Here is an 11,727-nt window from a genome sequence, read left to right on the forward strand (position 1 = left end):
ATCAAGGATGATCCATGTCGCTGTCTGCTTTTGCACCGGTTTCCCCTGCGGAACTGGAAGCTCGTTTACGTTTGCATCGCCTGCCGGAACTCGGTCCTGCGCGATTCAAGAAATTGCTTGAGGCCTTCGGCTCGGCGTCCAAAGCTATCAGCGCGCCGGCCAGTGCCTGGCGTTCGTTGGGTTTGCCCCTCGCTTGCGCGGAGGCCAGGCGCTCCAGTGAAATCCGTGATGGCGCGAGCCATGCATTGGCCTGGTTAGAGCGTCCGGGCCAACATTTACTGATGTGGGACCAATCTGACTATCCGGCACTGTTGGCGGAAATCAGTGATGCGCCGCCGCTGTTATTCGTGGCGGGCGATCCCGGCATTCTGGAAAAACCGCAGCTGGCGATGGTCGGCAGCCGTCGCGCTTCGCGGCCGGGCTTGGACACCGCCGCCGCCTTTTCCCGCAGTCTGGCCGGCGCCGGTTTTGTCATTACCAGCGGTTTGGCACTGGGCATTGATGCCGCCGCGCATCAAGCCGCTTTGGACGTGGGGGGGCGAACGGTCGGTGTACTTGGCACGGGACTTGAAAAGTTTTATCCACAGCGTAATCGACGACTGGCAGACGCCATGATCGCCTCGGGCAGCGCAGTGCTTTCGGAGTTCCCGCTGGACGCCGGGCCGACCGCCAGTAACTTCCCCCGGCGCAATCGAATCATCAGCGGTTTATCCCTGGGCGTGCTGGTGGTCGAGGCGAGTGTCGCCAGCGGTTCGTTGATCACCGCGAGGCTGGCGGCGGAACAAGGGCGCGAGGTGTATGCAATCCCAGGCTCGATTCATCACCCGGGCGCAAAGGGTTGTCATCAGCTGATCCGCGACGGCGCGGTGCTGGTAGAAACCATCGAGCATATCCTCGAAGCGTTGCGCGGCTGGCAGCATTTGCCATTATCCACAGCGACACCAGCGGTGACACATCCGTTGCTCATGCTGCTGCATGCCGCGCCCCACACCAGTGAAGCGTTGTCCGTCACCAGCGGCTGGGCCTTGCCGAAAGTGCTGGCAGCGCTGACGGAGCTGGAAATGGACGGCCGTGCGGTCTGCGAAAGCGGGCGCTGGTTTGCGCGGGTGAGCTAGGTTTTATAAGGAAGATCGGTAAACTGCGCAGAGCCTTATTCCGGAGAGTTTTTCATGGTCAACAATTGGCGTGTGCAACAAGCCGCGCAAGCCATTCGCGCAGGGGCGGTGATTGCCTATCCAACCGAGGCAGTCTGGGGCCTGGGTTGCGACCCGTGGGACGAAGAAGCGGTAGAACGTCTGCTGCTGCTCAAGGGTCGGTCGGTGGATAAGGGCCTGATTCTGGTCGCCGACAACATTCGCCAGTTCGATTTTCTCTTCGAAGACTTCCCTGAACTGTGGATGGATCGCATGGCCAGCACCTGGCCGGGGCCGAATACCTGGCTGGTGCCGCATCAGAATCTGTTGCCGCAGTGGATTACGGGTGTGCACGAGACGGTGGCGTTGCGGGTCAGCGATCACCCGTTGGTGCGGGATTTGTGCGCGGTGGTCGGGCCGCTGGTTTCGACCTCGGCCAATCCACAGGGCCGGCCGGCGGCGCGCACACGGATTCGCGTGGAGCAGTATTTCCGTGGGCAGGTTGATTTGGTGCTGGGTGGGAATTTAGGTGGTCGCAAGAACCCGAGCGTGATCCGGGATCTCGCGACCGGGAACGTAATTCGCCCGGATTGAGACCGCAGTGCGGCCATTCGCGAGCAGGCTCGCTCCCACATTGATTTTCAGTGGACACGAGATTTGTGTTCAACACCGATCCTGTGGGAGCGGGCTTGCTCGCGAAGAGGCCCTCAAGGCAACAGAACAGTCGAACCAGTCGTACGCCGCGCCGACAACTCGGTCTGCGCCTGCGCCGCTTCGGCCAATGGATACTTCTGGCTGATGTCCACCTTCAGCTTGCCGCTGATGATCATCTCGAACAGTTCATCCGCCATTCGCTGCAAGTTCTCGGCGTTATTGGCGTAGGTCGCGAGCGTAGGCCGGGTCACGTACAACGAACCCTTTGCCGAGAGAATCCCCAGGTTCACCCCGTCTACCGCACCCGACGCATTGCCGAAGCTCACTACCAGCCCGCGAGGCGCCGCGCTATCAAGCGAAGTCAGCCAAGTGTCCTTGCCCACGCCGTCGTACACCACCGGGACTTTTTTCCCGTCAGTCAATTCCAGTACACGCTGTGCGACGTTTTCATGACTGTAATCGATGGTTGCCCAAGCGCCGTTGGCCATGGCCAGTGCGGCTTTCTCCGGTGAGCTGACCGTGCCGATCAACTTCACGCCCAAGGCCTTTGCCCACTGGCAGGCCAGGGAACCGACGCCACCCGCGGCAGCGTGAAACAGGATGGTTTCGCCACCCTTGAGTTCATACGTCTGACGCAGCAGGTACTGCACGGTCAGGCCCTTGAGCATTACGCCCGCGGCCTGTTCGAAGCTGATCGCGTCCGGCAGGTGCACCAGATTGGTCTCCGGCAACACGTGAACGTCGCTGTAGGCGCCCAACGGACCGCTGCCGTACGCCACGCGATCACCCACTTTGAACCGGGTGACTTCACTGCCCACCGCCTCGACCACGCCCGCGCCTTCCGAGCCCAGGCCCGATGGCAGGGCTGGCGGCGCATAGAGGCCGCTGCGGTAATAGGTGTCGATGAAATTCAGGCCGATGGCCTTGTTAGTCACGCGAACCTGCTGCGGGCCGGGCTCGGCGGGTTGGTAATCGACATAATCGAGCACTTCAGGGCCGCCATGGGCGCGGAACTGGATACGCTTAGCCATCAGAACTCTCCTTAGGTCTTAGCTACTAGAGTTGTAGCGCGAAGCTCCCTATCGAACTCCCAAGCTTGATCTTCGTCAACTGCGGCAGGTCCATCTGCGATGTTATGCTACGCGCCCATTTGCGCCGGCCCCCGCTCCCATGGAGCGCCGCGTAGCTTTGCCCGATTCAAGGTGATGACATGACGACCCGCACCGAGGCCGTAAAAGCCTACCTGCTCGACCTGCAAGACCGCATTTGCGCGGCCCTCGAAGCTGAAGACGGCGGCACGCAGTTCGTCGAAGACGCCTGGACCCGGCCTGCCGGCGGTGGCGGTCGCACCCGGGTGATCGAAAACGGCGCGGTCATCGAAAAGGGCGGCGTCAACTTTTCCCACGTCTTCGGCAGCGGTCTCCCACCGTCCGCCAGCGCCCATCGCCCAGAACTGGCCGGCCGTGGCTTCGAAGCCCTTGGCGTCTCTTTGGTTATTCACCCGCACAACCCGTATGTGCCGACGTCCCACGCCAACGTGCGCTTTTTCATCGCTGAAAAAGAAGGCGAAGAACCGGTCTGGTGGTTCGGCGGTGGCTTCGACCTGACCCCTTATTACGGCAATGAAGAAGACTGCGTGCACTGGCACCGCGTCGCCGAGCAGGCCTGCGCGCCGTTCGGTCCGGATGTTTACTCGCGCTACAAGGCCTGGTGCGACAGCTACTTCCACATCAAGCATCGCCACGAGCCGCGCGGCATCGGCGGCCTGTTCTTCGATGACTTGAACGAGTGGGACTTCGACACCAGCTTCGCCTTCATGCGTGCCATCGGTGATGCGTTCATCGACGCCTACCTGCCGATCGTGCAGCGCCGCAAAAATGATGCGTTTACCGCCAAACAGCGTGAGTTTCAGGAATTCCGCCGTGGGCGCTACGTTGAATTCAACCTGGTCTACGACCGCGGTACGCTGTTCGGTCTGCAATCGGGCGGGCGTACCGAGTCGATTCTGATGTCTCTGCCGCCGCAAGTACGCTGGAGCTACGACTGGAAAGCCGAGCCGGGCAGCGAAGAAGCACGGCTGACCGAGTACTTCCTGCAAGACCGCGATTGGTTGGCCAAGGCCTGAACGAGGAATCCTGATGGACCGTTATGTCGTATTCGGTAACCCGATTGGCCACAGCAAGTCGCCGCTGATCCACCGTCTATTCGCCGAGCAGACGGCTCAAAAACTGGACTACAGCACGTTGCTGGCGCCCCTCGACGATTTTTCCACGTGCGCCCGGACGTTTTTCCTCGAAGGCCGCGGAGCGAATGTGACGGTGCCGTTCAAGGAAGAGGCCTATCGTCTGGCGAACAGTCTGACGGCACGGGCGCAGCGCGCCGGTGCGGTGAACACCCTGAGCAAACTGGCCGATGGCAGCCTGCTGGGCGACAACACCGATGGCGCCGGACTGGTGCGGGACCTGACGGTCAACGCCGGTTTCAGCCTCAAGGGCAAACGCATCCTGCTGCTCGGTGCTGGCGGCGCGGTGCGCGGCGCACTGGAGCCGTTGCTGGCTGAGCAACCCGCCTCGGTGGTCATCGCCAACCGCACGGTGGAAAAAGCCGAACTGTTGGCGGAATTGTTCGCGGACTTGGGGCCGGTGTCGGCCAGTGGTTTTGATTGGTTGAAGGAGTCGGTCGATCTGATCATCAACGCGACGTCCGCCAGTCTGTCAGGGGAAGTACCGCCGATTGCCAGCAGTTTGATCGAGCCGGGCAAGACGGTGTGCTACGACATGATGTACGGCAAGGAGCCGACCTCGTTCTGCCGTTGGACCAGTGAACATGGTGCGGCGGTGTCGATGGATGGCTTGGGGATGCTCGCGGAACAAGCGGCAGAAGCCTTCTTCCTGTGGCGCGGTGTGCGCCCGGATACGGCGCCGGTGCTCGCCGAACTTCGCCGCCAGTTGGCCCTTTAAAAGCTTCGCGAGCAGGCTCGCTCCCACAGGGGATCACCGAAAACCTGTGGGAGCGAGCCTGCTCGCGAATGGCTGCGATACCGATTCCGGATCAGTCTTCGAACCTTATGGGACATTTCTCCGCGCCTTCCAGCTTCCTCAATTCTTCCACCACCTGCGGCCGTGCACGCCGCAGGGTCAGGCTGCGATCCTGCCGCAGCAGCCGTCGCGCTTCCTGGTGCAGCATCTCCACGCCTGAATAGTCGATGAAATTGATCTGCTGCGCTTCAATCACCACGCGCGCGCCGTGCATTCGTTGCAGGCGTACTTGCAGGTAATGGCTGGCGCCAAAAAAGATCGAACCACCAACCCGAAGAATGTCTTCATCCCCATCTCGCCAATGCTGAACACGCGGTTGCGAGGTGCGTTTGAGGTAGAAGAACAGCGAGGCCAGCACCCCGGCGTAGATCGCAGTCTGCAATTCCAGCAGCAGCGTGGCGACACAGGTCAGCGCCATGACCAGGAACTCGGCGCGGCTGACCCGCAACAACGCGCGAATGCCGCGATGATCCACCAGCCCCCAGGCGATCAACAGAATGCTGCCGGCCATGGCCGGGATCGGAATGTTCGCGATCAAATTCGCGCCGAAGATGGCGAACAACGCCACCCACACCGCCGAAAAAACGCCGGCCATCGGCGAGCAGGCACCTGCTTCGTAGCTCAGGCCGGAGCGGGTGAAAGAGCCGGCTGACAGCGATCCGGAAAAAAACGCACCGACCATGTTCGATAAACCCTGGGCGCGGACTTCCTGATTGGCGTCGAGCAACTGTTGGGAGCGGGCCGACAAGGATCGGGCGATTGACAGACTGGTGACCAGCCCGAGCATGCCCACTGCCACCGCGCTGGGTAGCAAGCGCAGAATCAGGTCCAGATCCAGCGGCAGCGGGCTGAAGGGCGGCAGTCGGCCGACAAATGCGCTGACCAACTTCACATGGCCAAACATCGATGGCCAGAGCCAGACCAGCAATCCGCTCAGCACCAGGGTGATCAATAGCGTCGGCCAGCGTGGCAACAGCAGTTTCAACACCACGCCCACCACGACAGTCGCCAAGCCCAGCATTAACGAAGGTTTATTCACTTCGCCGAGGTGACTGAACAGCATCATCAAACTGTTCAGCGCTGTTGCCTGGTTGGGCAATTCCAGCCCCAACAGATTCGGCAGTTGGCCGATGGCAATCACCACCGCCGCGCCGAGGGTGAAACCCAGTACTACCGAGTGCGAGACGAAATTCACCAAGGCACCGAAGCGCAGCAAACCGAGCAGCCACTGGAAAATGCCGGCAAGCAGCGTCAGCAACAGGATCAGGGTGACGTAGTCCTCTGACGCGGGAACGGCCAGCGGACTGACGCTGGCGTACAAGACAATAGAGATCGCCGCCGTAGGACCGCAGATCAAGTGCCACGAAGAGCCCCACAGACACGCGATCAGCACTGGGACAATCGCAGCGTACAGACCGTATTCAGGTGGGAGACCGGCGATCAGCGCGTAGGCAATGGATTGCGGCAACGCGAGAATCGCACCGCTGAGGCCGACGATCAGGTCACGACCGACGCTGGCGCGGGTTTGCCGGGGCATCCAGCTGAGGAAGGGGAAGAGCGAATGGCGGCTTGGGAAGGCCATGGGTCCTCTCGGGTGGGGGTTTGGGCAAGGGTAGCAGGGTGTGAGGAGTGTCAGATGAATCCACCCCTCACCCTAACCCTCTCCCCAAGGGGTAGAGGGGACTGACCGAGGTGTTCCTTCGAGCTACATCGACCTGAGATATCGAGTCGAACTCATGTTAGAACAGCATGAAGATCGGCCCCCTTTCCCCCTCTCCCCTCTGGGGAGAGGGCTGGGGTGAGGGGTGGATCCTGAGTCAGACACAATACTCAGGATCGATCCATCAAAGCTTCGCCTTCACCGCCCCCAACGCATCCTTCCCATCCACTGTCTTCACCCCATCCAGCCACTTATCCAATACCGCCGGATTAGCCTTGATCCACGCCTTGGCCGCATCAGCATTGCTGACCTTCTTGTTCACCACCTCGGCCATGATGCTGTTCTCCATTTCCTGGGTGAAACTCAGGTTGGTGAGCAGTTTGCCGACGTTCGGGCAGGCCTGTGCATAACCTTTGCGGGTCAGGGTGTAGACGCTGCCGGTGTCGCCGAAGTATTTCTCGCCGCCCTTCAGGTAATGCATTTTCAGTTGCACGTTCATCGGGTGCGGGGTCCAGCCGAGGAAGGTCACGAACTTCTGTTTCTTCACCGCGCGAGACACTTCCGCCAGCATTGCCTGCTCGCTGGACTCGACCAGTTTCCACTGACCCATGTCGAAGTCGTTCTTCTTGATGATTTCCTGCAAGGAGATGTTGGCGGGAGCGCCGGAGCCGATGCCGTAGATCTTCTTGTCGAACTTGTCGGCGTATTGGTTCAGGTCGGAAAAGTTATGCACACCCGCGTCCCAGACGTAATCCGGAACGGCGAGGGTGAATTCGGTGCCATCCAGGTTCTTCGCCAGTTGCGTGACATCGCCGGTGGCCACGAACTTGTCGTAGAAACCCTGTTGTGCCGGCATCCAGTTACCGAGAAACACGTCGACCTGACCATCTTTCAAGCCGCCAAAGGTGATCGGCACCGCCAGCGTGTCGACCTTGGCCTTGTAGCCCATGCCGTCCAGCAGAAACCCGGTGATGGCGTTGGTCGCGGCAATGTCGCTCCAGCCCGGGTCGGCCATTTTCACCGTCTCGCAACTCTGCTCGGCATACGCCGATGCACTGCCCAGAGCCAGAAGCCCGACCGTCATTGCTGTGGATAACCTACGCATGGCATTCCCCTTAACATTATTGGTTTTGGCAGGGTTGTGGATAACGTGCTTTACGCTCCAGATCGTCGAGGTCGATGTGGTTGCGCATGTACTGCTGACTGGCGTCCACCAGCGGCTGGTGATCCCAGCTCTTCAGTTTGCCGATGGTTAACGCATCGGCGACAAAACGTCGGCGCCGTTGGCTGGCGAGCACTTGTTGGTGGATCGCCGGGATATCCCATTTAGCCCGTGCTTCGGCGAAAAATTCTTCGAAAAGCGGCCGATGTTGCGGCGATTGACTGAGTTCTTCCTGTTCGCGCGGGTCGTTGTGTACATCGAAGAGTAGGCAAGGGTCGTCTTCGCTGTAGATGAATTTGTAGGCGCCACGGCGAATCATCATCAGCGGGCTGATAGTGCCTTCGGCCATGTACTCGCCGAAGACCTCGTCATGACCGCCCTGCCCTTGCAGGTGCGAGACCAGTGAGCGGCCATCCAGCGGCAGCCCCGGCTCCAGCGACCCGCCGGCCAGTTCGACGAAGGTCGGCAACAGATCGGCAGTCGAGACCGCCGCGCTGACCCGGCCAGCCCCGAATTGCCCCGGTGCACTGATCAACAGCGGCACGCGGGCGGCCATTTCGTACCAATGCATTTTGTACCAGAGCCCACGCTCGCCGAGCATGTCGCCGTGGTCGCCGGAAAACACAATGATGGTGTCATCGATCAGGCCGGTTTCCTCGAGTGTTTGCAGGAGTTTGCCGACGTTGCTGTCGATATAGCTGCACGCACCAAAGTACGCCCGACGCGCATCGCGAATCTTATCCACAGGCAGCGGTTTGTCCCACAGGTCGTAAACCTTGAGCAAACGCTGGGAGTGCGGATCAAGTTCGGTCTGCGCCGGGGTTTCAGGCAACGGGATGTCGGCGTCGTCGTACATATCCCAGAAAGCCTTGGGAATGGTGTACGGGTCGTGTGGGTGAGTCATCGAAACGGTCAGGCAGAACGGCTGATCGCCGTCCTCACGGATGTGATCGAACAAATACTGCTGGGCCTTGAACACCACCTCTTCGTCGAAATCCAGCTGATTGGTGCGTACGCACGGCCCGGCTTGCAGCACCGAAGACATGTTGTGAAACCAGGTTGGACGCACGTCTGGCTCGTCCCAGTTCACAGACCAGCCGTAATCGGCCGGGTAGATGTCGCTGGTCAGGCGTTCTTCATAGCCGTGCAGCTGATCCGGTCCGCAGAAATGCATCTTGCCCGACAGCGCGGTGCGGTAGCCGAGTCGACGCAGGTAGTGAGCATAAGTCGGTACATCGGCGGGGAAATCGGCCGCGTTGTCGTAGGCGCCGATCTTGCTCGGCAACTGACCGCTGACCAGGGTAAAACGCGACGGCGCGCACAATGGGCTATTGCAATAAGCGGCGTCGAACACCACGCCTTGGGCGGCGAGGCGGCTGAGATTCGGCAGTTTGATGGGCGAAGGACCGTAAAACGGCAACATTGGCGCGGCCATCTGATCGGCCATGATGAAAAGAATATTCTTGCGCTTCATGTGATCGCGGCATTCCATAGTGAATATTTATGCGAGAGTGCTGCGATCGAGCATGTAGCCCACGCAACTTGTGGTAAAGCCCATGCACGGCAATGACTAGGATAAGCACAGCTTATGTATGATGCCCTCGGTGATTTGTCTCTGGATTTGCTTCGCGCTTTTGAAGCGGCGGCCCGTCAACGCAGCTTCACGGCGGCCGCAGTGGAGCTTGGCACCACGCAACCGGCCATCAGCCAACAGATCAAACGGTTGGAAGAACAACTCGGGACGCGGCTGTTCGACCGGATCTATCGCGGCATCGAACTGACCGAGGCCGGGACGATCCTGTTTGAGCAGGTTCAGCTCGGATTGCAGAACATCGATTCAGGATTGAGCGCGATCAGCGCACAGCACCAGCATGAAGTGTTGCAGGTCGCCACCGATTTCGCCTTCGCCGCGTATTGGCTGATGCCGCGGCTGCACCGCTTTCATGCCGCCAATCCTCAGGTGGATGTCAGTCTGGTCACCAGCGAACGCAGCCTCAACATGCTGCGCACCGATATTGATGTGGCAGTGTTGTTTGGTGATGGCCGATTCAAACAGGGCGAAAGCCATTGGCTGTTCAGCGAGGAAGTATTTCCGGTGTGCAGCCCGCTGCTGTTGAAGGATCGTCCCCTGCCCTTGCCCTCCCAGTCATTGCTCGAGTTCCCGCTGCTGCACCTTCGAGGCGAAAACAGCAGCAACTGGTTCGACTGGAGCGGCGTGTTTCGTGAGTTGGGGATTGCTTCTGCGCCAGCGCCCGGGCAATTGCGCTTCGACAATTACACGCTGTTGATTCAAGCGGCGATTGGCGGCCAAGGTGTGGCGATTGGATGGCGGCACCTTGTGGATAACTTGCTTGCGCAGGGATTGTTATGCCGACCGATTGCGGAAACGGTGATTTCCAGGCTCGGCTATTACGTGGTCCTGCCCCAGCGGAAACGGCGTGGAGCGCTGATTCAACAGTTTGTGGACTGGCTGATGGCTGAGCAGGCCAGCAGTGCGCAATCGTTGAACGGCCTGCCGCTGCCATCTATCGCTGTATAGCCTCGGTCGCGACGAAGGTCACGTGTTCGCCGACATGCAGGTTCAACCGCAATTCATCGGCAATCCCCACGGCCGCCCGGCTCAACCGTTCAAGCGGTTCGGCGAGGCCCGGCTCCAGGCTACTGCTGACGTGGCTGAAATGTTCGATGGTCAGCCCGGGCACCCCGCGCGGCGCATTCACCAGCGTCCAGTGCAGGGTGCTGCTTTGCAGGGCCTCGCGAATTTCTTCGGCGGCGTGGCGTTGAAGTTGATCTTCTATTTCCGGATCGTCCAATACCTCGAAATCGCCCACCAGAAATAACCGGGCAATTCCCGAGGCCTGCATGCCATCGATCAGAGCATCCACCGCCAGGACTTGCTCGACCGGGCCGGGCACGATGGATTTTTCCACGTGCTCGCTGTTCATCGGTAACCCGGGTGCATCCAGCAGACAGATCACCGATGAACAACCGGCGACGCTCTGCTTGACCCGCTTGGCGTCGAACAAATCGCCGCTCTTGGTCCGCAGTCCCGGGCGCGGCGCGAGCGCCGTCAAATCATCGAGAATCGCGATCACTTCATGTTGGCGCCGCAGCATTTCAGCCATCAGCGCACTGCCCAGGCTACTCATGGCACCATAAAGCACCACTTTCACCACCGGGGTTTCGGCATTTTTCATGGCCGTGCTCCGTTCTTCCTATCTATATGGCGTGTGACCTGTGGGAAACAGCGCCAGTTCGACTCGGTTTCAGAGGGTTTCAAATGCAGCGGATCAGGGGCTACCACGCGCATGTCTATTTCGATGCCAGCACCCTCCCACAGGCGCGAGCCTTGTGTGAGCAGGCGGCGCAATTGTTTCCAGTGAAGATGGGCCGCGTCCATGAACTACCGGTGGGCCCACACCCGGACTGGAGCTGCCAGTTGGCTTTCGAGCCGCAATACATCGGCGACGTGCTGCCCTGGCTTGCGCTCAACCGCAAGGGTTTGGTGGTGTTCCTGCACCCGGACACCGGCGACGATCTGCTCGACCACACCGAGCATGCCATCTGGATGGGCGCGATTCGCCCGCTGGATCTGTCTATTTTTTGATCAGTTTACAACTGTTCCTCGGGTTCGCCGGGCAAATGTTCGTCCAGATGCAGCCAGGGCAGTCGGTTGTCAGTCCAGATATGCCTTTCGGCGGGTGCGTGCTCGGGATGATCGAGGGTGGCGATGGTCACGTCGATGCTGTCCAGGCTCAGGTGCGTGACCAGCGCCAGTTGCGCCCCACAGTTTGAGCAGAAATACCGTACGCAGGTTGTCGAAGAGTCGTACTGCGCGGGTGTCCCTTTCACCCATTCAAAGGCTGACGCGGGCACGGTGATCCAGGTGGTCACAATCCCGCCGCTGACCCGTCGGCAAATCGAACAATGACAGTGGGCGATGTCGTGCAAAGGCCCGCTGAATTGATAGCGCAGATGTCCGCAGTGGCAGCCGCCTGTATGAATGTCGGCCATGTTTTTTCCTCCTGCCCCGTATTCAGGGACTGTGAACCCGTCCGACGACCGGTTGCACATCGGGTC

Annotated in this window: 12 protein-coding genes; 6 read left to right on the forward strand and 6 right to left on the reverse strand. The window is 60.2% G+C overall.

Annotation, left to right across the window (positions count from 1 at the left end):
* Positions 1-14 precede the first annotated feature (14 nt).
* A complete protein-coding gene (dprA, locus tag QFX16_RS00090) occupies positions 15-1,115 on the forward strand; it encodes a DNA-processing protein DprA (RefSeq protein ID WP_283182344.1) in 1,101 nt (366 codons plus the stop codon).
* Between the two features lie 54 nt (positions 1,116-1,169).
* Positions 1,170-1,727 carry an L-threonylcarbamoyladenylate synthase type 1 TsaC gene (gene tsaC, locus QFX16_RS00095; protein WP_283182345.1) on the forward strand — a complete coding sequence of 186 codons (558 nt, stop codon included), beginning with the start codon at positions 1,170-1,172 and terminating at the stop codon, positions 1,725-1,727.
* A 113-nt stretch (positions 1,728-1,840) separates the two neighbouring features.
* On the opposite strand, the gene QFX16_RS00100 is transcribed toward tsaC, so the two are convergent.
* The gene (locus QFX16_RS00100) at positions 1,841-2,818 is read right to left on the reverse strand and encodes an NADPH:quinone reductase (protein ID WP_283182346.1); all 978 of its coding nucleotides are present in this window, start codon (positions 2,816-2,818) and stop codon (positions 1,841-1,843) included.
* 179 nt (positions 2,819-2,997) lie between these two features.
* Here QFX16_RS00100 and hemF point away from each other — a divergent pair, with 179 nt between their 5' ends.
* Positions 2,998-3,912: an oxygen-dependent coproporphyrinogen oxidase gene (hemF, locus tag QFX16_RS00105; protein WP_033059730.1), complete on the forward strand. Its 915-nt coding sequence runs from the start codon at positions 2,998-3,000 to the stop codon at positions 3,910-3,912.
* Positions 3,913-3,925: 13 nt separating this feature from the next.
* A complete protein-coding gene (gene aroE / locus QFX16_RS00110; protein ID WP_283182347.1) occupies positions 3,926-4,747 on the forward strand; it encodes a shikimate dehydrogenase in 822 nt (273 codons plus the stop codon).
* Between the two features lie 91 nt (positions 4,748-4,838).
* Here aroE and QFX16_RS00115 read toward each other — a convergent pair whose 3' ends face one another.
* The 3 genes from QFX16_RS00115 to betC form a co-directional block, all read right to left on the reverse strand.
* Positions 4,839-6,407 carry a SulP family inorganic anion transporter gene (locus QFX16_RS00115; protein WP_283182348.1) on the reverse strand — a complete coding sequence of 523 codons (1,569 nt, stop codon included), beginning with the start codon at positions 6,405-6,407 and terminating at the stop codon, positions 4,839-4,841.
* 262 nt (positions 6,408-6,669) lie between these two features.
* Positions 6,670-7,590, reverse strand: a complete 921-nt coding sequence (gene choX, locus QFX16_RS00120) for a choline ABC transporter substrate-binding protein (protein ID WP_283182349.1) — start codon at positions 7,588-7,590, stop codon at positions 6,670-6,672.
* Between the two features lie 16 nt (positions 7,591-7,606).
* Entirely contained in the window at positions 7,607-9,121 is a 1,515-nt protein-coding gene (gene betC, locus QFX16_RS00125) for a choline-sulfatase (RefSeq protein WP_283182350.1), read from the reverse strand.
* 114 nt (positions 9,122-9,235) lie between these two features.
* On the opposite strand from betC, the gene QFX16_RS00130 reads away from it, so the two are divergent.
* A complete protein-coding gene (locus QFX16_RS00130) occupies positions 9,236-10,186 on the forward strand; it encodes a choline sulfate utilization transcriptional regulator (RefSeq protein WP_283182351.1) in 951 nt (316 codons plus the stop codon).
* Here the strand turns inward: QFX16_RS00130 and QFX16_RS00135 are convergent.
* Positions 10,173-10,844 (reverse strand): NAD(P)-dependent oxidoreductase, encoded by a 672-nt coding sequence (locus tag QFX16_RS00135; protein ID WP_283182352.1) that lies wholly within the window; start codon positions 10,842-10,844, stop codon positions 10,173-10,175. The two genes, QFX16_RS00130 and QFX16_RS00135, sit on opposite strands and share 14 nt — an antisense overlap.
* Positions 10,845-10,927: 83 nt before the next feature.
* Here QFX16_RS00135 and QFX16_RS00140 point away from each other — a divergent pair, with 83 nt between their 5' ends.
* A complete protein-coding gene (locus QFX16_RS00140) occupies positions 10,928-11,254 on the forward strand; it encodes a DOPA 4,5-dioxygenase family protein (RefSeq protein WP_283182353.1) in 327 nt (108 codons plus the stop codon).
* 5 nt (positions 11,255-11,259) lie between these two features.
* Here the strand turns inward: QFX16_RS00140 and QFX16_RS00145 are convergent, their stop codons facing one another.
* The gene (locus QFX16_RS00145) at positions 11,260-11,661 is read right to left on the reverse strand and encodes a GFA family protein (RefSeq protein ID WP_283182354.1); all 402 of its coding nucleotides are present in this window, start codon (positions 11,659-11,661) and stop codon (positions 11,260-11,262) included.
* Positions 11,662-11,727 lie beyond the last annotated feature (66 nt).

The organism is Pseudomonas svalbardensis (genome assembly GCF_030053115.1).
GTDB lineage: Bacteria > Pseudomonadota > Gammaproteobacteria > Pseudomonadales > Pseudomonadaceae > Aquipseudomonas > Aquipseudomonas svalbardensis.

Excerpts from the sequence above, each read along its gene's own strand:
- dprA (WP_283182344.1), top strand. The coding sequence starts at position 15 with ATGTCGCTGTCTGCTTTTGCACCGGTTTCCCCTGCGGAACTGGAAGCT.
- tsaC (WP_283182345.1), top strand. The coding sequence starts at position 1,170 with ATGGTCAACAATTGGCGTGTGCAACAAGCCGCGCAAGCCATTCGCGCA.
- QFX16_RS00100 (WP_283182346.1), bottom strand. The coding sequence starts at position 2,818 with ATGGCTAAGCGTATCCAGTTCCGCGCCCATGGCGGCCCTGAAGTGCTC.
- hemF (WP_033059730.1), top strand. The coding sequence starts at position 2,998 with ATGACGACCCGCACCGAGGCCGTAAAAGCCTACCTGCTCGACCTGCAA.
- aroE (WP_283182347.1), top strand. The coding sequence starts at position 3,926 with ATGGACCGTTATGTCGTATTCGGTAACCCGATTGGCCACAGCAAGTCG.
- QFX16_RS00115 (WP_283182348.1), bottom strand. The coding sequence starts at position 6,407 with ATGGCCTTCCCAAGCCGCCATTCGCTCTTCCCCTTCCTCAGCTGGATG.
- choX (WP_283182349.1), bottom strand. The coding sequence starts at position 7,590 with ATGCGTAGGTTATCCACAGCAATGACGGTCGGGCTTCTGGCTCTGGGC.
- betC (WP_283182350.1), bottom strand. The coding sequence starts at position 9,121 with ATGAAGCGCAAGAATATTCTTTTCATCATGGCCGATCAGATGGCCGCG.
- QFX16_RS00130 (WP_283182351.1), top strand. The coding sequence starts at position 9,236 with ATGTATGATGCCCTCGGTGATTTGTCTCTGGATTTGCTTCGCGCTTTT.
- QFX16_RS00135 (WP_283182352.1), bottom strand. The coding sequence starts at position 10,844 with ATGAAAAATGCCGAAACCCCGGTGGTGAAAGTGGTGCTTTATGGTGCC.
- QFX16_RS00140 (WP_283182353.1), top strand. The coding sequence starts at position 10,928 with ATGCAGCGGATCAGGGGCTACCACGCGCATGTCTATTTCGATGCCAGC.
- QFX16_RS00145 (WP_283182354.1), bottom strand. The coding sequence starts at position 11,661 with ATGGCCGACATTCATACAGGCGGCTGCCACTGCGGACATCTGCGCTAT.